The organism is Pseudomonas sp. MDV22-iso1 (assembly GCF_058145095.1).
The window spans coordinates 12,621-31,441 of sequence record NZ_JBYVMF010000012.1; the positions used below are offsets into that span (position 1 = coordinate 12,621).

18 protein-coding genes are annotated in these 18,821 nt (G+C 57.4%); 15 read left to right on the top strand and 3 right to left on the bottom strand.

Features of this window, described 5'->3' with window-relative positions; genetic code table 11:
• The first annotated feature begins 80 nt into the window (after positions 1 to 80).
• The 5 genes from pyrG (at position 81) to ispD (ending at position 5,162) form a co-directional block, all read left to right on the top strand.
• Positions 81 to 1,712 carry a CTP synthase gene (gene pyrG / locus AC3ZVB_RS15070; protein ID WP_162439116.1) on the top strand — a complete coding sequence of 544 codons (1,632 nt, stop codon included), beginning with the start codon at positions 81 to 83 and terminating at the stop codon, positions 1,710 to 1,712.
• A gap of 5 nt (positions 1,713 to 1,717) precedes the next feature.
• Positions 1,718 to 2,563: a 3-deoxy-8-phosphooctulonate synthase gene (kdsA, locus tag AC3ZVB_RS15075; protein WP_162439115.1), complete on the top strand. Its 846-nt coding sequence runs from the start codon at positions 1,718 to 1,720 to the stop codon at positions 2,561 to 2,563.
• Between the two features lie 156 nt (positions 2,564 to 2,719).
• Positions 2,720 to 4,009: a phosphopyruvate hydratase gene (gene eno, locus AC3ZVB_RS15080; protein ID WP_162439114.1), complete on the top strand. Its 1,290-nt coding sequence runs from the start codon at positions 2,720 to 2,722 to the stop codon at positions 4,007 to 4,009.
• 170 nt (positions 4,010 to 4,179) lie between these two features.
• Positions 4,180 to 4,458: a cell division protein FtsB gene (gene ftsB, locus AC3ZVB_RS15085; protein WP_008028992.1), complete on the top strand. Its 279-nt coding sequence runs from the start codon at positions 4,180 to 4,182 to the stop codon at positions 4,456 to 4,458.
• Positions 4,455 to 5,162 carry a 2-C-methyl-D-erythritol 4-phosphate cytidylyltransferase gene (gene ispD, locus AC3ZVB_RS15090; RefSeq protein WP_490146993.1) on the top strand — a complete coding sequence of 236 codons (708 nt, stop codon included), beginning with the start codon at positions 4,455 to 4,457 and terminating at the stop codon, positions 5,160 to 5,162. The genes ftsB and ispD overlap by 4 nt, the downstream gene beginning before the upstream one ends.
• Positions 5,163 to 5,230: 68 nt before the next feature.
• Here the strand turns inward: ispD and AC3ZVB_RS15095 are convergent, their stop codons facing one another.
• Positions 5,231 to 6,127, bottom strand: a complete 897-nt coding sequence (locus tag AC3ZVB_RS15095) for a LysR family transcriptional regulator (protein WP_490146994.1) — start codon at positions 6,125 to 6,127, stop codon at positions 5,231 to 5,233.
• A 106-nt stretch (positions 6,128 to 6,233) separates the two neighbouring features.
• On the opposite strand from AC3ZVB_RS15095, the gene AC3ZVB_RS15100 reads away from it, so the two are divergent.
• From AC3ZVB_RS15100 to rpoS, 8 genes are all read left to right on the top strand, one after another.
• A complete protein-coding gene (locus AC3ZVB_RS15100) occupies positions 6,234 to 7,346 on the top strand; it encodes an S-(hydroxymethyl)glutathione dehydrogenase/class III alcohol dehydrogenase (protein WP_054616002.1) in 1,113 nt (370 codons plus the stop codon).
• An 8-nt stretch (positions 7,347 to 7,354) separates the two neighbouring features.
• Positions 7,355 to 8,209, top strand: a complete 855-nt coding sequence (gene fghA, locus AC3ZVB_RS15105; protein ID WP_490146995.1) for an S-formylglutathione hydrolase — start codon at positions 7,355 to 7,357, stop codon at positions 8,207 to 8,209.
• A gap of 108 nt (positions 8,210 to 8,317) precedes the next feature.
• Positions 8,318 to 8,791: a 2-C-methyl-D-erythritol 2,4-cyclodiphosphate synthase gene (ispF, locus tag AC3ZVB_RS15110; RefSeq protein WP_162439110.1), complete on the top strand. Its 474-nt coding sequence runs from the start codon at positions 8,318 to 8,320 to the stop codon at positions 8,789 to 8,791.
• Positions 8,788 to 9,846: a tRNA pseudouridine(13) synthase TruD gene (gene truD, locus AC3ZVB_RS15115; protein WP_162439109.1), complete on the top strand. Its 1,059-nt coding sequence runs from the start codon at positions 8,788 to 8,790 to the stop codon at positions 9,844 to 9,846. Before ispF ends, truD begins: the two co-directional genes overlap by 4 nt.
• Positions 9,834 to 10,583: a 5'/3'-nucleotidase SurE gene (surE, locus tag AC3ZVB_RS15120; RefSeq protein WP_162439108.1), complete on the top strand. Its 750-nt coding sequence runs from the start codon at positions 9,834 to 9,836 to the stop codon at positions 10,581 to 10,583. The genes truD and surE overlap by 13 nt, the downstream gene beginning before the upstream one ends.
• Before the next feature lie 41 nt (positions 10,584 to 10,624).
• On the top strand, positions 10,625 to 11,260 hold the full coding sequence (locus AC3ZVB_RS15125; protein WP_178114317.1) for a protein-L-isoaspartate(D-aspartate) O-methyltransferase: 636 nt from the start codon (positions 10,625 to 10,627) through the stop codon (positions 11,258 to 11,260).
• 200 nt (positions 11,261 to 11,460) lie between these two features.
• Complete coding sequence (locus AC3ZVB_RS15130; RefSeq protein WP_194691219.1) at positions 11,461 to 12,318, top strand: peptidoglycan DD-metalloendopeptidase family protein; 858 nt, start codon at positions 11,461 to 11,463, stop codon at positions 12,316 to 12,318.
• Between the two features lie 105 nt (positions 12,319 to 12,423).
• Positions 12,424 to 13,431 (top strand): RNA polymerase sigma factor RpoS, encoded by a 1,008-nt coding sequence (gene rpoS, locus AC3ZVB_RS15135; protein WP_490146996.1) that lies wholly within the window; start codon positions 12,424 to 12,426, stop codon positions 13,429 to 13,431.
• Between the two features lie 474 nt (positions 13,432 to 13,905).
• Here the strand turns inward: rpoS and fdxA are convergent, their stop codons facing one another.
• The gene (gene fdxA / locus AC3ZVB_RS15140) at positions 13,906 to 14,229 is read right to left on the bottom strand and encodes a ferredoxin FdxA (protein WP_128872800.1); all 324 of its coding nucleotides are present in this window, start codon (positions 14,227 to 14,229) and stop codon (positions 13,906 to 13,908) included.
• A gap of 141 nt (positions 14,230 to 14,370) precedes the next feature.
• Entirely contained in the window at positions 14,371 to 16,950 is a 2,580-nt protein-coding gene (mutS, locus tag AC3ZVB_RS15145) for a DNA mismatch repair protein MutS (RefSeq protein WP_194691218.1), read from the bottom strand.
• A gap of 224 nt (positions 16,951 to 17,174) precedes the next feature.
• On the opposite strand from mutS, the gene AC3ZVB_RS15150 reads away from it, so the two are divergent.
• The gene (locus tag AC3ZVB_RS15150) at positions 17,175 to 17,681 is read left to right on the top strand and encodes a CinA family protein (RefSeq protein WP_490146997.1); all 507 of its coding nucleotides are present in this window, start codon (positions 17,175 to 17,177) and stop codon (positions 17,679 to 17,681) included.
• Positions 17,682 to 17,764: 83 nt separating this feature from the next.
• Complete coding sequence (recA, locus tag AC3ZVB_RS15155; RefSeq protein ID WP_162439102.1) at positions 17,765 to 18,817, top strand: recombinase RecA; 1,053 nt, start codon at positions 17,765 to 17,767, stop codon at positions 18,815 to 18,817.
• Positions 18,818 to 18,821 lie beyond the last annotated feature (4 nt).

Here is an 18,821-nt window from a genome sequence, read left to right on the forward strand (position 1 = left end):
GCAGGTGATCGGGGGCTTCGGCCTTCCTTCGCTTTCCCCGGCGGCTCGGACCGCTTTAACGCAGACTTCTAGGGTTTTTCATGACGCGCTACATATTCGTCACGGGCGGTGTTGTTTCTTCATTGGGGAAAGGCATTGCATCGGCTTCATTGGCGGCGATCCTGGAGGCGCGGGGACTTAAGGTCACCATGCTGAAGCTGGACCCGTACATCAACGTCGACCCGGGCACCATGAGCCCGTTCCAGCACGGTGAAGTGTTCGTCACCCACGACGGCGCCGAGACCGACCTGGACCTGGGCCACTACGAGCGGTTCATCCGCACGACCATGACCCAGAACAACAACTTCACCACTGGCCGCGTTTACGAACACGTCCTGCGCAAAGAGCGCCGTGGTGATTACCTGGGTGCAACCATCCAGGTGATTCCGCACATCACCGACGAAATCAAGCGCCGGATCATCAAGGGCGCCGGCGATGCCGACGTGGCCATGGTCGAGATCGGCGGCACCGTGGGCGATATCGAGTCGCAACCGTTCCTTGAAGCCATCCGTCAATTGCGTTTCGAAGTCGGCGCCAAGCGCGCGATGCTGATGCACCTGACGTTGGTACCGTACATCGCCACCGCTGGCGAAACCAAAACCAAGCCTACCCAGCACTCGGTCAAGGAACTGCGTTCCATCGGCCTGCAACCAGACGTGCTGGTCTGCCGCTCTGATCACCCGATCGATATCTCCTCGCGTCGCAAGATCGCGCAATTCACCAACGTTGAAGAACGTGCGGTAATCGCGCTGGAAGACGCCGACACCATCTACAAGATCCCGGGCATCCTGCATTCCCAGGGCCTGGATGATTTTGTCGTCGAGCGTTTCGGCCTGCAATGTGGCGGTGCTGATCTTTCCGAGTGGGAAGCCGTGGTCGACGCCAAGCTCAACCCTGAGCATGAAGTCACCATCGCCATGGTCGGCAAGTACATGGAGCTGCTGGACGCCTACAAGTCGCTGATCGAAGCGATGAGTCACGCCGGCATCAGCAACCGTACCAAGGTCAACCTGCGCTACATCGACTCCGAAGACATCGAAAACCAGGGCACCGCGCTGCTGGAAGGCGTAGACGCAATCCTCGTACCGGGCGGTTTCGGCCTGCGTGGCGTGGAAGGCAAGATCACCGCCGTTCAATATGCTCGTGAAAACAAGGTGCCGTACCTGGGTATCTGCCTGGGTATGCAAGTGGCTGTTATCGAGTTCGCTCGTAACGTGCTGGGCTGGAAAGACGCCAACTCCACCGAGTTCGATCGTGCCAGCGGCCATCCGGTCGTGGGCCTGATCACCGAGTGGGAAGATGCCACCGGCGCTGTTGAAATCCGTACCGAAGCATCCGACCTGGGCGGTACCATGCGCCTCGGCGCTCAGGACTGCCTGCTGGAAGCCGGCTCCCTGGTGCACGATTGCTATGCCAAGGACGTGATCGTCGAGCGTCATCGTCATCGCTATGAAGTGAACAACAACCTGTTGCCGCAACTGATCGAGGCCGGCCTGAAAATCTCCGGTCGCTCCGGTGACGGTGCGCTGGTCGAAGTGGTTGAAGCACCTGATCATCCTTGGTTCGTCGCTTGCCAGTTCCACCCTGAGTTCACTTCGACGCCGCGCGATGGTCACCCGTTGTTCAGCGGTTTCGTCAAAGCTGCTTTGGCTCAACACCAGAAGAAGGCGTAAACCTGATGGCACAGAAGATCATCCGCGTAGGCGACATCGAAATTGCCAACGACAAGCCAATGGTGCTGTTCGGTGGCATGAACGTGCTGGAAAGCCGCGACATGGCGATGCAGGTCTGCGAAGAGTACGTGAAGGTTACTGAGAAACTCGGTATCCCTTACGTGTTCAAGGCCAGCTTCGACAAAGCCAACCGTTCTTCTGTGACTTCTTACCGTGGTCCGGGCCTGGAAGAAGGCATGCGGATCTTCCAGGACATCAAGCAAGCGTTCGGCGTGCCGATCATCACCGACGTCCACGAGCCTGACCAGGCTGCGGTCGTTGCCGAGGTCTGCGACATCATTCAGTTGCCGGCCTTCCTGTCGCGCCAGACCGACCTTGTGGTCGCGATGGCCAAGACCGGTGCCGTGATCAACATCAAGAAAGCCCAGTTCCTCGCCCCTCAGGAGATGAAACACATCCTGAACAAGTGTGTGGAAGCGGGTAATGATCAGTTGATTCTCTGCGAACGTGGTTCGAGCTTCGGCTACAACAACCTGGTCGTCGACATGCTCGGCTTCGGCATCATGAAGCAGTTCGAATACCCGGTATTCTTCGACGTGACCCATGCGCTGCAAATGCCTGGCGGTCGTTCCGACTCCGCTGGCGGCCGTCGCGCCCAGGTGACCGACCTGGCCAAGGCCGGCATCAGCCAGTCGCTGGCCGGTTTGTTCCTCGAAGCCCACCCGGACCCGGACAACGCCAAATGCGACGGCCCTTGCGCCTTGCGTCTGGACAAACTGGAGCCATTCCTGGCCCAGCTCAAAGCGTTGGACGAACTGGTGAAGAGTTTTCCGACGGTAGAAACCGCGTAAGCCTCAATTCTCCGGTAAAGTACCGCACGATTTAATGCTCAGGCCCTCGGGTCTGAGCGTTATCGTCCGCAAGTCTGCCCGCTGTACACCACTTGCCGACGGTAAAAGTTTTCCTCTAGCTGCGTCGTTTTCGTCAACTTTGGAGTGTTTACAACAATGGCAAAAATCGTCGACATCAAAGGTCGTGAAGTTCTCGACTCCCGTGGCAACCCCACCGTGGAAGCGGACGTGCTTCTCGATAACGGCATCATCGGCAGTGCTTGCGCGCCGTCCGGTGCTTCCACTGGCTCGCGTGAAGCGCTCGAGCTGCGTGATGGCGACAAGAGCCGTTACCTGGGTAAAGGCGTGCTCAAAGCCGTCGCCAACATCAACGGTCCGATTCGCGACCTGTTGAAAGGTATGGACCCAAGCGACCAGAAGGCGCTGGATCACGCGATGATCAAGCTCGACGGTACTGAAAACAAAGGCTCCCTGGGTGCTAACGCAATCCTCGCCGTTTCCCTGGCCGCGGCCAAGGCAGCAGCTCAGGACCAGGACCTGCCGCTGTACGCTCACATTGCCAACCTGAACGGCACCCCGGGTGTTTACTCGATGCCGGTTCCGATGATGAACATCATCAACGGTGGCGAGCACGCCGATAACAACGTCGACATCCAGGAATTCATGGTTCAGCCAGTTGGCGCCAAGTCTTTCTCGGAAGGTCTGCGCATGGGCACCGAGATTTTCCATCACCTCAAAGCCGTTCTGAAGGCCCGTGGCCTGAGCACTGCCGTCGGTGACGAAGGTGGTTTCGCACCTAACCTGGCTTCCAACGAAGACGCTTTGAAAGTGATCTCCGAAGCCGTGGCCAACGCCGGTTACACCCTGGGCACCGACGTGACCCTGGCACTGGACTGCGCGGCAAGCGAGTTCTACGAAGACGGTAAATACAACCTGTCCGGCGAAGGCCAGGTGTTCACCGCCGAAGGTTTCGCCGACTACCTGAAAGGTCTGACCGAGCGTTACCCGATCATCTCGATCGAAGACGGTCTGGACGAGTCCGACTGGGCTGGCTGGAAAATCCTCACCGACAAGATCGGCGAGAAAGTCCAACTGGTAGGTGACGACCTGTTCGTAACCAACACCAAGATCCTGAAAGAAGGCATCGATAAGAAGATCGCCAACTCGATCCTGATCAAGTTCAACCAGATCGGCACCCTGACCGAAACCCTGGAAGCCATCCAGATGGCCAAGGCCGCTGGTTACACCGCCGTAATCTCGCACCGCTCCGGCGAAACCGAAGATTCGACCATTGCCGACCTGGCTGTGGGCACCTCGGCTGGCCAGATCAAAACCGGCTCTCTGTGCCGTTCCGATCGCGTCTCCAAGTACAACCAACTGCTGCGTATCGAAGAGCAGTTGAACGGCAAAGCCAAGTACAACGGTCGCAGCGAGTTCCGCGGCTGATTGGCAAATAGAAAAAAAGACACCGGATTGTGTCGGAAAAATCGCTACAGCGATGGATTTGCCACTAATCTGATGCCTTACTAGCACAAGCCTGGGTCTTCCAGGCTTCGTGCTATCAGAAGCTTCACGTTTTGGCATGGCTGTCTTTTTCACTGGAAACCCGATATTCGATGCGCAGTCCCAATTGGTTGTTCCTCGTCTTGCTCCTGCTGCTGGCTGGCCTGCAATACCGCCTTTGGGTGGGTAATGGCAGTCTGGCGCAAGTGGCCGAGCTGACTCAGCAGATTGCGGATCAGCATGCTGAGAACGAAGGATTGCTGGAGCGCAATCGGGTCATGGACGCCGAGGTCAGTGAGTTGAAAAAAGGCATGGAGACCGTCGAAGAGCGGGCTCGCCATGAGTTGGGCATGGTCAAGGACGGTGAAACCCTTTACCAATTGGCTCAATGAACACGTTGTTGCCGGCCTTCTGGGCCGTCATTCCTGCTGCGGGCATTGGTGCCCGTATGGCTGCAGACCGTCCCAAGCAGTATTTGCAATTGGGCGGGCGCACTATTCTCGAACACAGCCTCGGCTGTTTCCTTGATCACCCTTCCCTGAAAGGGTTGGTGGTCAGTCTTGCTGTTGATGATCCTTACTGGCCAAACCTGGCGTGTGCTGGCGACGCTCGTATTCAACGAGTGGAGGGCGGTGCCGAACGATCCGGGTCTGTGCTCAATGCGCTTTTGCATCTGCATGCGCTAGGTGCTGAAGATGAGGATTGGGTGCTGGTTCACGATGCTGCCCGACCGAACCTGAGCCGTGATGATCTGGACAAGTTGCTGAGTGAACTGGCTGACGATCCGGTTGGTGGGCTGCTGGCGATTCCGGCACGCGATACCTTGAAACGGGTCGACAAGCATGGTCGAGTTGTCGAAACCGTAGATCGCAGCGTGATCTGGCAAGCCTATACGCCGCAGATGTTTCGCCTGGGCGCATTGCATCGGGCGCTGGCTGATAGCCTGGTGGCCGACGCGGTTATAACCGATGAAGCTTCGGCGATGGAGTGGGCGGGGCTGGCACCGCGCCTTATCGAAGGTCGATCCGACAACCTCAAGGTCACGCGTCCGGAAGACCTCGAATGGTTGCGTCAGCGTTGGGCCAATCGCCGCTGAATGACTCGTTGGCTGTGTACTGCTCGCGATAGCGGTGGATCAGACAACAAATCCGGCAATGATGTGCATCAGCTTCGATACTCCGGCCGGTCGGCCAACCCTTCCTTTAAGTAATCCACCAACTTGCGCACTTTCGGCGACAAATGCCGTTGCTGTGGATAAAGCGCCCACACGGCCGTATTTGGCGGCTGATGGGTTTCCAACAGTGAAACCAGCTCACCATTTTTCAGGTGCTCCAGCACGTAATAATCGGGCAACTGACACAAGCCCACTCCCTGTAGCGCAGCATCCAATACCGCCTGCCCACTGTTGCAACGCCAGTTGCCCTGTACCCGCTGGGAAAATTCACGCCCGTTCTGCTCCAGTTGCCACAGGTCAGTACTGCCGATAAGGCAGTTATGCCGGCTTAACTCCGACAGGCTGTGTGGGCGACCGTAGCGTTCCAGGTAGGACGGCGACGCGCACAAGTACATGCGCCTTGGCGCCAGCCGAGTGGCGACCAATCGGGAATCCTGCAGTCGACCCAGCCGGATCGCCAGGTCCAGGCCTTCATGCACCAGGTCGAGCTGTCGATTGCTCAATTCGATGTCGATACGCAACTGCGGATAAAGCCCCATGAACCGGGTTACCAGCGGTACGATGAATCGTTCGCCATACGCTACCGCGCAGGTCATGCGCAGCATGCCCTTGGGCTCGCTGGTCAGGTCGCCGACCGCTCTCAATGCTTCTTCGCGTCCATCCTGCAGACGTTGGCAATGTTGCAGGAAGGTTTGCCCAGCCTCGGTCAGCGTTACCCGACGGGTACTGCGGTAAAGCAGGCGAGTTTGAAGGCGTTCTTCAAGGCGTGCTATTTGTCGACTGATATGGGAAGACGAGACCCCCAGACGTTCCGCAGCTGCGGTGAACTGGCTGTTCTCGGCGACTGCGACGAATTCGTCGATACCTTCCCAGCGATTTTCCGACATTCGCGATTATCCCTGTGTGGCAATAATGTTTTGCTTTTGTCCGGATTATTCATCGTTAAGCGGTCTATTACACTCCCCCTCTCGTTTTTATTCACTGGAGAAGCACATGATCAAGTCGCGCGCCGCCGTAGCTTTCGAAGCCAAGAAGCCCCTCGAGATCGTCGAAGTTGATGTCGCCATGCCGAAGGCCGGTGAAGTTCTCTTGCGTGTAGTTGCGTCCGGTGTCTGCCATACCGATGCTTACACCTTGTCCGGTGCTGATCCTGAAGGCATCTTCCCGTCGATTCTGGGTCACGAAGGCGGCGCAGTGGTGGAAGCCATTGGTGAGGGCGTGACGTCGGTCGCCGTGGGCGATCATGTGATTCCGCTGTACACCCCGGAATGCCGCCAGTGCAAATTCTGCCTGTCAGGTAAAACCAACCTGTGCCAGGCCATTCGTGCGACCCAGGGCAAAGGCTTGATGCCAGATGGCACGTCGCGTTTTTCCTACAAGGGCCAACCGATTTTCCATTACATGGGCACCTCGACTTTCTCCGAATACACCGTGTTGCCGGAAATCTCCGTCGCCAAGATTCCTAAAGAAGCACCACTGGAAAAAGTTTGCCTGCTCGGTTGCGGTGTCACCACCGGCATCGGCGCGGTGCTCAATACCGCCAAAGTAAAACCAGGTGATACCGTCGCGATCTTCGGCCTTGGTGGCATCGGTCTCTCTGCGGTCATCGGTGCAGCCAAAGCCAAAGCAGCACGGATCATTGCCATCGACATCAACCCGGCCAAGTTCGAAATCGCCAAACAGCTCGGTGCAACCGAATGCGTCAATCCGAAAGATTTCGACCGTCCGATTCAGGAAGTCATCGTTGACATGACCGATGGCGGCGTCGACTTTTCCTTCGAATGCATCGGCAATGTCCAGCTGATGCGCGCTGCACTCGAGTGCTGCCATAAAGGCTGGGGCGAGTCCGTCATTATCGGCGTGGCCGGTGCAGGCCAGGAAATTTCTACCCGTCCATTCCAGCTGGTCACCGGTCGCGTCTGGCGCGGTTCGGCGTTCGGTGGCGTGCGAGGTCGTACCGAATTGCCAAGTTATGTGGAAATGGCTGAGACCGGTGAGATCCCGCTGGATACCTTCATTACCCACACCATGGGCCTGGAAGATATCAACAAGGCATTCGACCTGATGCACGAAGGCAAGAGCATCCGCTCGGTCATCCATTTCTGAGGTCGCTCATGAGCCTGGAAAATATCTCCTGCCAGAAGAGCTTCGGTGGCTGGCACAAACGTTACAAGCATCGTTCCGACGTGCTCGGCTGCGACATGGTGTTTGCTGTATACCTGCCGCCACAAGCGGAGCTGGGCGGAAAACTGCCGGTCCTGTATTGGCTGTCCGGCCTGACCTGCACCGATGAGAACTTCATGCAAAAGGCCGGCGCCATGCGCATGGCGGCTGAGTTGGGCCTGATCATCGTCGCCCCGGACACCAGTCCTCGGGGTGCGGATGTGCCGGGAGATCCGGATGGGGCGTGGGACTTCGGTCTTGGTGCGGGTTTTTATCTGAATGCCACACAGGAACCCTGGTCCCGGCACTATCGGATGCATGACTACGTCGTGCAGGAATTGCCGGCATTGGTCGAAGCCCATTTCCCTGCGTCGGACAAGCGCGGTATCAGCGGACACTCGATGGGCGGCCACGGTGCGCTGGTTTGCGCATTGCGTAATCCTGGACGTTATTTGTCGGTGTCGGCGTTTTCGCCAATCAACAACCCGATGGATTGCCCGTGGGGTCAGAAGGCCTTTTCCCGCTACCTGGGAGAAGACCGCTCGAAATGGCGCGAATGGGATGCCTGTGCATTGATTGCCGACGCCGACGAGAAGCTGCCGCTGCTGGTTGATCAAGGCGATCGCGACGACTTCCTGGCTACCCAACTCAAGCCTGAAGCCTTGCAACAGGCGACTAAACTGGCCGGACATCCGCTGACGTTGCGCCTGCAACCCGGCTACGACCACAGCTATTTCTTCATCGCCAGTTTCATCGATGACCACTTGCAGCATCACGGCCGCGCCCTGGGAAGGGCTCCCGGTTAGTTTTCCCACCGCTGCGGGCCTGCAGTTGTGCAGGGGGCACTAATTGAGAGCACCCCCTCGTCTAATGCAGGTAGAATCACGCCCTGACAAAAATCGGGGCGTTTTTTTATGCGTATTGGCCACGGCTATGATGTGCATCGTTTCGCTGAAGGCGATTTCATTACTCTGGGCGGCGTGCGCATTGCACACGGCTTCGGGCTGCTCGCTCACTCCGACGGTGACGTCCTGCTGCACGCCTTGAGCGATGCGTTGCTCGGCGCTGCCGCGCTCGGTGATATCGGCAAGCATTTCCCGGACACCGACCCTACTTTCAAGGGCGCCGACAGTCGAGTGCTGTTGCGTCACGTCGTTGCATTGATCCATGCCAAGGGCTGGAAAATCGGCAACGTCGATAACACCATCGTCGCCCAGGCGCCAAAAATGGCCCCGCATATCGAATCGATGCGCGCGCTGATTGCTGCGGATCTTCAAGTTGAGTTGGATCAAGTGAACGTGAAAGCTACCACCACCGAAAAGCTTGGCTTTGTCGGTCGCGAAGAAGGCATTGCCGTGCACGCCGTTGCCTTGTTGCTGCGCGCATGAACGAACTGCAATTGCTCGGCCCGCGGGCCTATGGTGAAGCGCTCGGCACCGCTGTATTGAAAGCCACCGCGGAAGATTTCCAGGTTGATGAAGTGCTTAACATCCCCCTCAGTGGCGATGGTGAGCATTTGTGGATCTGGGTAGAGAAGCGCGGTTTGAACACCGAGGAAGCGGCCCGGCGGATCGCCAAGGCTGCAGGTGTTCCATTGCGCACTGTCAGTTACGCGGGACTCAAGGATCGTCAGGCGTTGACTCGCCAATGGTTCAGCGTGCAACTGCCAGGCAAGGCGGATCCTGATTTGTCGGCAGCCGAAAACGACACACTCAAAATCCTCAAAACCGGTAGGCATAAGCGCAAGTTGCAACGCGGGGCTCATTCAGCCAACGGTTTTACGTTGCGCCTGACCCAGTTCGCTGGCGACAAAGAAGCGATTGAAGAGCGTTTGCAGCTGATCGTTAAACAAGGTGTCCCCAATTATTTCGGCGCCCAGCGATTCGGGTTCGACGGCGGTAATGTGGTGGACGCCCGTTCCTGGGCCGCGCGCAAGGCGTTGCCGGAACAACGCAACGTTCGTTCTCGTTTGCTCTCTACCGCGCGCAGTTTCCTGTTTAACCAAGTGCTGGCGGCACGCGTCGCTGAGGGTAGCTGGGACCGTGCGCAGGTCGGCGATCTGTTGGCATTCACCGACAGTCGCAGTTTTTTTCCGGCAGGTGAAGCAGAGTGCAGTGATCCGCGTCTGGCGATTCTGGATTTGCACCCGACGGGTCCACAGTGGGGCGAAGGTGACTCACCGGCCACTGGTGTTGTCCATGAACTGGAGCAGGCAATCGCCACTCGCGAAGCAGACTTGCGCGATTGGTTGGTTAACGCCGGAATGAGCCACGAACGTCGTATCCTTCGGCTGCCCATTGGTGGGTTGACGTGGCATTATCCCGAGCCTGACATTCTGCAACTGGAATTCGTCCTGCCGGCCGGATGCTTCGCCACCGTATTGGTGCGCGAGCTTGTCGATCTGGTGCCGGTGGGGCAGACGGACAGCCCATGCGTATTCTGATTTCTAACGACGATGGGGTAACCGCACCCGGTCTTGCCGCGCTTTATGCTGCGCTGGCGGATTACACCGAATGCGTGGTTATCGCCCCGGACCAGGACAAAAGCGGCGCCAGCAGCTCGCTGACGCTCGACCGTCCGTTGCATCCTCAAACGCTCGCCAATGGCTTTATCAGCATCAATGGCACCCCCACTGATTGCGTGCATCTGGGCTTGAATGGCTTGCTGGAGCGTCAACCGGACATGGTGGTTTCCGGCATCAACCTGGGCGCTAACCTGGGCGATGATGTGCTGTATTCCGGCACGGTGGCGGCTGCTCTGGAAGGACGCTTTCTGGAACGTCCTTCGTTCGCATTTTCGCTGGTCTCACGGCAGGTGGAGAATCTTCCCACAGCGGCTTACTTTGTTCGCAAGCTGGTAGAAGCCCATGCTGATCTTGAGTTACCCCCGCGAACGGTGCTGAACGTGAACATTCCCAACTTGCCGCTGGATCATATCCGCGGAATTCAGCTGACCCGCCTCGGGCATCGCGCTCGTGCCGCTGCTCCGATGAAGGTGGTAGACCCCCGTGGCAAATCCGGTTACTGGATCGCTGCAGCCGGCGACGCGGAAGACGGCGGCCCGGGAACCGATTTCCATGCGGTGATGCAGGGCTATGTTTCGATAACGCCGCTGCAACTGGATCGAACCTTCAATGATGCCTTCAGAAGTCTCGATGGCTGGCTGGAGGGTTTGCGCTGATGGCCCGTGAACACGACGACATTCTGCGTCGCGGCATCGGGATGACCTCCCAGCGTACCCGCGAGCGCCTGATTCAGCGCCTCTATGACGAGGGCCTTTCCAACGCCAAAGTGCTGGAGGTTATTCGCCGTACACCGAGACACCTGTTCGTCGACGAGGCTCTGGCCCATCGCGCTTACGAAGATACGGCGCTGCCGATCGGACATAACCAGACCATTTCCCAGCCCTACATGGTGGCTCGCATGAGCGAGTTGCTACTGGAAGCGGGGCCTTTGGACAAGGTAATGGAGATCGGCACCGGTTCGGGCTATCAGACCGCGGTACTTTCGCAACTGGTCGAGCGGGTCTTCTCGGTAGAACGCATCAAGGTCTTGCAAGACCGGGCCAAGGAGCGGCTGGTCGAACTGAACCTGCGCAACGTCGTGTTTCGCTGGGGTGATGGCTGGGAGGGCTGGCCAGCACTGGCGCCGTACAACGGCATCATCGTGACGGCGGTGGCGACTGATGTGCCACAGGCGCTGCTCGATCAACTCGCGCCGGGTGGCCGGCTGGTGATACCGGTGGGTTCTGGCGAGGTTCAACAACTGATGCTGATCATCCGTGAAGAGCAGGGTTTTTCCAGGCATGTCCTGGGGGCCGTTCGTTTCGTTCCTTTGCTGAATGGGCCACTGGCCTGAGCATTTGTTTCAACGCGATGAATTCTATTCGTTTGCCCCTGTCTTACAGCGGCAACACCAGTTTTAAACGGGATTCAACGTCGGTTAGCAAACGTGTGCCTCGCGTCATTAAAGGTAAACCCGGCGCGGCCCGTTATACTTGCGACACTTGAGCCGGATACGGCAATTCAAATTTTCAGCCACCACAAAGGGAGCGGCGGGTGAGTCTCACAGTCATTGCGCAGCGAATGGGTATAACGAGCTTTCAGCGCCTGGTGACTGGCCTTGTCTTGAGCACCTTGCTGGTCGGTTGTTCCAGCAATAAATCCAGTGACGTACGCGTCGTCGATCGGAACAAAGCAGCCGCTCAGCGTCCGGCAGTGACCACAGGTCAGTACGTCGTACGCCCCAAAGATACGATGTTCTCGATCGCCTTTCGCTATGGCTGGGACTACAAAGCCCTGGCCGCACGAAACAATATTCCTGCGCCCTATACGATCCATCCGGGTCAGACAATTCGCTTTGACGGGCGCACCGGTTCAACACCGACAGCGGTTGCCAGTTCGTCCAGTTCAACACCGTCATCATCGAGTAAAACCACAGTCTTTCGTCGGCCTGTAAACGGTGCGGCAGCGGGAACAGCGGTGGTTGTACCGTCCGTCGCCAATAAGCCTGCACCTGCTCCGCTACCGCCTGCGGGCCCAGCCCCGACCGGCTGGGGATGGCCATCTAATGGCATTCTGATTGGAAAATTCTCTTCAAACGGCAGTTTGAATAAAGGAATTGATATCGCCGGGGATTTGGGACAGCCTGTTTTAGCTGCGTCTGATGGGACGGTGGTATACGCCGGGAGTGGCTTAAGGGGCTACGGCGAATTAGTCATCATCAAACACAGCGATACCTACGTCAGTGCCTACGGACATAACCGCAGGCTGTTGGTTCGGGAGGGGCAGCAGGTCAAGGTCGGACAGACAATTGCCGAAATGGGGTCAACGGGTACAGACCGGGTGAAACTGCATTTTGAGATTCGCCGGCAAGGTAAACCAGTAGATCCGCTGCAATTCCTGCCACGTCGTTGATTTGTTACCAGCCTGTTCCGTCACGTAGAGGGAACAGGCTCCAGCGTTGCCAAGGATAAGGGCGCCGCTTGAGCTTGAGGTCGAACTCACCAAAGGACTATAACAATGGCTCTCAGTAAAGAAGTGCCGGAGTTTGACATCGACGATGAGGTTCTCCTGATGGAGACCGGCGTCGGCACGGATTCGATGTCGAATGATGAAGGGGCTGCTCCACCTTCCGTTCGTGCCAAATCCAAACACTCCGCCTCGCTAAAGCAACACAAGTATATTGACTACACGCGTGCACTTGATGCCACGCAGTTGTATCTCAACGAAATCGGCTTTTCCCCTCTGCTATCCCCCGAAGAAGAAGTTCATTTTGCGCGTTTGTCGCAAAGTGGGGATCCGGCCGGGCGCAAACGCATGATTGAAAGTAACCTGCGGCTGGTGGTGAAAATCGCCCGGCGTTACGTTAATCGTGGGCTGTCGCTGTTGGACCTGATCGAAGAGGGCAACCTCGGGCTTATCCGGGCGGTGGAAAAGTTCGACCCTGAGCGAGGCTTTCGCTTTTCGACCTACGCTACCTGGTGGATCCGTCAGACCATCGAGCGCGCAATCATGAATCAGACCCGGACCATCCGGTTGCCGATTCATGTGGTCAAAGAGCTGAACGTGTACCTTCGGGCTGCACGCGAGCTTACGCAAAAGCTCGACCATGAACCTTCCCCCGAAGAAATTGCCAACCTGCTGGAAAAACCGGTGGGCGAGGTCAAGCGCATGCTGGGCTTGAACGAGCGGGTTTCTTCGGTCGATGTCTCGCTGGGGCCGGATTCGGACAAGACCCTGCTGGACACGCTTACTGATGACCGTCCTACTGATCCCTGCGAACTCCTGCAGGACGACGACCTTTCTCAAAGCATCGATCAATGGCTCTCAGAGCTGACCGACAAGCAGCGCGAAGAGGTTATTCGTCGCTTCGGTCTACGCGGACATGAGAGCAGCACCCTTGAAGATGTGGGCCTGGAAATCGGCCTGACTCGTGAGCGGGTCAGACAGATACAGGTTGAAGGTCTGAAGCGTCTTCGGGAGATCCTGGAGAAAAATGGCTTATCGAGCGAGTCGCTGTTTCAGTAAGCGTATCGCCAGGTAAGCAGCAAAAAGCCCCGACTGGTTCGGGGCTTTTTGTTGGCTGCAGTCCGGTGAGGAATATCCCCGGATTTGAGTCTGCTGTTGTAAGTCTTCGCTTACTCTTTTCGTAAGTGTTCGTTATTTTTACAACCTGCCAATCGGCCGTGCACTTCCATTGCTGAAACTATGTAGTTGAATTTAAAGGATAATTATTTTTATCGTCTCCATTTTAATGTTCCCGATCTGCATTGGGGAGTGATTGCCGTCGACCGGGAACTCGCTAATATCCAACGTGTGTCAACGGATAGACACACCCTTCCAGGATGAAGGGAAAGGAAATCGCAGGAGCGATTCATCAGGATGATGAAAAAGGAATACAGGGACTAGGGAAAAAATGTGGGCGGGTCAAACCGCCCCTTTTTTTTTGCCTGCAGAAAAGCAAAAAGGCCCACAAGGGGCCTTTTCGAGAACGCGGGGGAATCAGCGTTCGAGATCTTTGATCTTGCCTTTGACGCCATCCCACTCTTCGGCATCGGGCATCGATTCTTTCTTCTCGGTGATGTTGGGCCAGATTTCCGCCAGCTCAACGTTCAGCTGAATAAATTGCTGCATGTCTTCCGGGACTTCATCTTCGGAGAAGATGGCCACAGCAGGGCATTCTGGTTCGCACAATGCGCAGTCGATGCACTCATCCGGGTGAATCACCAGGAAGTTCGGGCCTTCGTAAAAGCAGTCCACCGGACAGACTTCTACGCAGTCGGTGTACTTGCACTTGATGCAGTTGTCGGTGACGACGAAGGTCATTTCTAATTTTCTCCTCAGGCGGCGGCAGCGGAGCCCCTTCACGTTGGGGTCGCCGGGTTTGGGAGCGATAGTCTGCAGGCCAGGCTGTAGCCTGCAGCATCCCAAACCGCGCGAGATTCTAACAGCTTGCAAGCAACTGCGTTAGATCCGTGTCTTTAGTGCATAGAGCATTTCGAGAGCTTTACGGGGTGTCAGGTCATCCAGATCAATTTTGGCCAGCTCATCCAGCACCGGGTGCGGAAGACTGGCGAACATATCGCTCTGTAGCGGCGCGGCCGGTTTGCCTTTGGCTGGCTTTGGAACTTCATGAGGCAGCGCGGTCGCTTCCAGGCGGCCAAGGTGTTCGCGGGCACGCACGATCACTTCGCTCGGCACGCCAGCCAGTTGCGCAACAGCCAGGCCATAGCTCTGACTCGCAGGGCCAGGCAGAACGTGGTGCAGGAACACGATACGTTCGTTGTGCTCAGTGGCATTGAGGTGCACGTTGGCCACCAATGGCTGGGCCTCGGGTAGCACCGTCAGCTCAAAGTAGTGGGTGGCAAACAATGTATAAGCCCGCAGATACGCCAGGCGCTCAGCTGCTGCCCACGCCAGGGACAAACCGTCAAACGTGCTGGTGCCGCGACCGACTTCGTCCATCAGTACCAGGCTACGCTCGGTCGCATTGTGCAGAATGTTCGCGGTTTCGCTCATTTCGACCATGAAGGTCGAGCGCCCACCGGCGAGATCATCGCTGGAGCCAATACGCGTGAAAATGCGGTCCACCAGCGACAACTCACAACTGGCTGCCGGGACAAAACTGCCAATGTGGGCCAGCAACACGATTAACGCGGTCTGACGCATGTAAGTGGATTTACCACCCATGTTCGGACCCGTGATCACGAGCATGCGAGTGTTGTCATCGAGGCTCAGGTCATTGGCCACGAACGGCGTGGTCAGTACCTGCTCGACAACCGGGTGACGTCCCTGGCTGATGCGCATGCAAGGCTCTTCGACAAAGCGCGGGCAGTTCAGGTCCAGATTCAGCGCTCGCTCGGCGAGGTTGCTCAGCACATCCAGCTCGGCAAGTGCGGCGGCAGTGTCTTGCAGAGGCGGGAGTTGTGCGATCAGGTCTTCAAGTAATGCTTCGTAAAGCATTTTCTCGCGAGCCAGTGCGCGACTCTTGGCTGACAGCGCCTTGTCTTCGAACGCCTTCAGCTCCGGGGTGATGAAGCGTTCAGCGCCCTTGAGTGTCTGGCGCCGAATGTAATCTGCCGGCGCTGATTCGGCTTGCTTGCTCGGCAGTTCGATGAAGTAACCATGAATGCGGTTGTAGCCCACCTTCAGGTGCGACAATCCCGTGCGTGCTTTCTCGCGTGCTTCGAGATCAATCAGGAATTGTCCGGCATTCTCGCTGAGCGATTGCAGGTCATCGAGTTCACTGTCATAGCCAGTTTTCAACACACCGCCATCACGGATGACCGCAGGTGGGTTGTCGATGATGGCTTTTTCCAGCAGTGCCGCCAGTTCCGGATAGGTGCTGGTGGTGTTGGCCAATTGAATGATGTGTGGCGCCTCGAGCTCGGTCATCGCTACTTGCAGTTCAGGCAAGGCACCGAGTGCGTCCCGCAGGCGGGCAAGGTCTCGAGGGCGGGCATTGCGCAGTCCGATACGCGCCAGAATCCGCTCGATGTCGCCGATTTCCTTGAGCTGCGGTTGCAGCTTTTCAAAACGGTAGCCGTCGAGCAGGCAGGTGATCGAAGTCTGGCGCGCCAGCAATACGGTCAGATCGCGAAGCGGGCGGTTCAGCCAGCGAGTCAGCAGGCGGCTGCCCATGGCGGTCTGGCAGCGGTCCACCACCGACTGCAAAGTGTTGTCGCGCCCACCCGCCAGGTTAGTGTCCAGTTCCAGGTTGCGACGGCTCGCGCCATCCAGCACGACGGTGTCGTCCAGTCGTTCGTGACGCAGGCTGCGCAAATGAGGCAAGGCCGTGCGCTGGGTTTCCTTGGCGTAGCTCAACAGGCAGCCGGCAGCACCGATTGCCAGGGTCAGGTTCTCGCAGCCGAAGCCTTTCAGGTCCTGGGTGGAGAACTGCTGGCACAAGCTTTTCAGCGCCGAGTCACGTTCGAAATCCCACGGTGCACGGCGACGAACCCCGCGACGCTTCTCCGCCGGCAAATCCTTTGGCCAGTCATCCGGGATCATCAGCTCTACCGGATTCACTCGTTCCAGTTCAGCCAGCAGGTTCTCCCAGCCTTTGATTTCCAGCACCGTGAAATTGCCACTGGTGATGTCCAGTACTGCCAGGCCGAACAAACGTTCGTCACCCAGTACCGCGGCAATCAGGTTGTCGCGGCGCTCATCCAGCAGTGCCTCGTCGCTGACCGTACCCGGTGTGATGATGCGCACCACTTGTCGATCGACGGGGCCTTTGCTGGTAGCCGGGTCGCCGACTTGTTCGCAAATCACCACCGACTCGCCGAGTTTCACCAGTTTCGCCAGATAGCCTTCTGCCGCGTGGTAAGGAATTCCACACATCGGAATGGCCTGCCCCGCAGACTGCCCACGGGCTGTCAGAGTGATGTCCAGCAGCTTGGCGGCCTTCTTCGCGTCTTCATAAAAGATCTCGTAGAAGTCGCCCATGCGGTAGAACATCAGCTGGTCGGGGTGCTGGTTCTTCAGGCGCCAGTATTGCTGCATCATCGGCGTGTGGGAGGACAGATCGGAGAGCGCTTTATTCATCGGATAATCAGGCAAATTCGTTGAAAGGTGTAGGGCAAAGGAGGGGCGGGGGCCCGGCTTTTCCGCGATGGGCGCAAGGTTACCATGTGCGGTCCGCTCGACGCAGGCATGAAAGCCGGGCGAGGCATTCAGGCTCTCTCTTCTTCTTCACATTTTGATTGATGCTGTGCCTTGCAAGCGCAATCTGCTCGTGTACGGTGGTTCTCATTCCGCCCGATCAGGAGATGACCGTGAAAGAAATCACCCAGCTCGCCGCTGAACTCGGCAGACGCTTGCAGGTTCTCAATGCCCACGTCACTACCGCCGAATCCTGCACCGGTGGCGGGATTGCGGAGGCAATCACCCGGATCCCGGGGAGCTCGGCGTGGTTTGAGGCCGGCTATGTTACTTATTCCAACCGTCAGAAAACCGAGCAACTGGGTGTTCCTGACGAGCTGTTTTCGACCGTCGGGGCGGTCAGTCGCGAGGTGGTCGAGGCCATGGTAAAAGGCGCACAGGTTAAAAGCCGGGCGCGTTTTGCGGTGGCGGTCAGTGGTGTGGCGGGCCCCGATGGCGGTTCCCCGAACAAGCCGGTCGGCACGGTTTGGCTGGCCTGGGGTGTCGGAGAGCAGTCATTCAGCGAGGTTCAGTACTTTTCTGGAAACCGTGACGAGGTCCGCCGACAAACGGTGAAGGCCGCGCTAGAGGGGCTGCTGCGCCACGCTGCTTTAGAAATCTCAAATCAGGGGTAGGCGATCCTGAATCGCTGTGGAATAATACTGTCTACTTATACAGGTGTTGGCCGTCAGGCCTTATTGATTACGTGAGGACTTTAATGGACGACAACAAGAAGAAAGCCTTGGCTGCGGCCCTGGGTCAGATCGAACGTCAATTCGGCAAGGGTGCCGTAATGCGTATGGGCGATCAAGACCGTCAGGCGATCCCGGCTATCTCCACTGGCTCTCTGGGTCTGGACATCGCGCTCGGCATTGGCGGTCTGCCAAAAGGTCGTATCGTTGAAATCTACGGTCCTGAATCCTCCGGTAAAACTACGCTGACACTGTCGGTGATCGCCCAGGCTCAAAAAGCCGGCGCGACCTGCGCATTCGTTGACGCCGAACACGCCCTCGACCCTGAGTACGCCGGCAAACTGGGCGTCAACGTCGATGACCTGCTGGTTTCCCAGCCGGACACCGGTGAGCAAGCTCTGGAAATCACCGACATGCTGGTGCGTTCCAACGCGGTTGACGTGATTATCGTCGACTCCGTGGCTGCTCTGGTTCCAAAGGCTGAAATCGAAGGCGAAATGGGTGATATGCACGTGGGCCTGCAAGCCCGCTTGATGTCCCAGGCGCTGCGTAAAATCACCGGTAACATCAAAAACGCCAACTGCCTGGTTATCTTCATCAACCAGATCCGTATGAAAATCGGTGTGATGTTCGGCAGCCCGGAAACCACCACCGGTGGTAACGCGCTGAAGTTCTACGCTTCGGTTCGACTGGACATACGTCGTACTGGCGCGGTGAAGGAAGGTGACGAAGTCGTTGGTAGCGAAACCCGCGTCAAAGTTGTGAAGAACAAAGTGGCTTCGCCGTTCCGTCAGGCTGAGTTCCAGATTCTTTACGGCAAAGGCATCTATCTCAATGGCGAGATGATCGACCTGGGCGTTCTGCACGGTTTTGTTGAAAAATCCGGTGCCTGGTATGCCTACAACGGCACCAAAATCGGTCAGGGTAAAGCCAACTCGGCGAAATACCTGGCAGATAATCCGGACATCGCCGCGACGCTTGAGAAGCAACTGCGTGACAAGCTGCTGACTCCAGCGCCGGACGTTAAAGCATCGCCAGTCAAAGAGACTGCTGATGACCTGGCAGACGCTGATATCTGAATGA

Coding starts and splice junctions, on each gene's coding strand:
- pyrG (WP_162439116.1), top strand. CDS start 81: ATGACGCGCTACATATTCGTCACGGGCGGTGTTGTTTCTTCATTGGGG.
- kdsA (WP_162439115.1), top strand. CDS start 1,718: ATGGCACAGAAGATCATCCGCGTAGGCGACATCGAAATTGCCAACGAC.
- eno (WP_162439114.1), top strand. CDS start 2,720: ATGGCAAAAATCGTCGACATCAAAGGTCGTGAAGTTCTCGACTCCCGT.
- ftsB (WP_008028992.1), top strand. CDS start 4,180: ATGCGCAGTCCCAATTGGTTGTTCCTCGTCTTGCTCCTGCTGCTGGCT.
- ispD (WP_490146993.1), top strand. CDS start 4,455: ATGAACACGTTGTTGCCGGCCTTCTGGGCCGTCATTCCTGCTGCGGGC.
- AC3ZVB_RS15095 (WP_490146994.1), bottom strand. CDS start 6,127: ATGTCGGAAAATCGCTGGGAAGGTATCGACGAATTCGTCGCAGTCGCC.
- AC3ZVB_RS15100 (WP_054616002.1), top strand. CDS start 6,234: ATGATCAAGTCGCGCGCCGCCGTAGCTTTCGAAGCCAAGAAGCCCCTC.
- fghA (WP_490146995.1), top strand. CDS start 7,355: ATGAGCCTGGAAAATATCTCCTGCCAGAAGAGCTTCGGTGGCTGGCAC.
- ispF (WP_162439110.1), top strand. CDS start 8,318: ATGCGTATTGGCCACGGCTATGATGTGCATCGTTTCGCTGAAGGCGAT.
- truD (WP_162439109.1), top strand. CDS start 8,788: ATGAACGAACTGCAATTGCTCGGCCCGCGGGCCTATGGTGAAGCGCTC.
- surE (WP_162439108.1), top strand. CDS start 9,834: ATGCGTATTCTGATTTCTAACGACGATGGGGTAACCGCACCCGGTCTT.
- AC3ZVB_RS15125 (WP_178114317.1), top strand. CDS start 10,625: ATGACCTCCCAGCGTACCCGCGAGCGCCTGATTCAGCGCCTCTATGAC.
- rpoS (WP_490146996.1), top strand. CDS start 12,424: ATGGCTCTCAGTAAAGAAGTGCCGGAGTTTGACATCGACGATGAGGTT.
- fdxA (WP_128872800.1), bottom strand. CDS start 14,229: ATGACCTTCGTCGTCACCGACAACTGCATCAAGTGCAAGTACACCGAC.
- mutS (WP_194691218.1), bottom strand. CDS start 16,950: ATGAATAAAGCGCTCTCCGATCTGTCCTCCCACACGCCGATGATGCAG.
- AC3ZVB_RS15150 (WP_490146997.1), top strand. CDS start 17,175: ATGACCGTGAAAGAAATCACCCAGCTCGCCGCTGAACTCGGCAGACGC.
- recA (WP_162439102.1), top strand. CDS start 17,765: ATGGACGACAACAAGAAGAAAGCCTTGGCTGCGGCCCTGGGTCAGATC.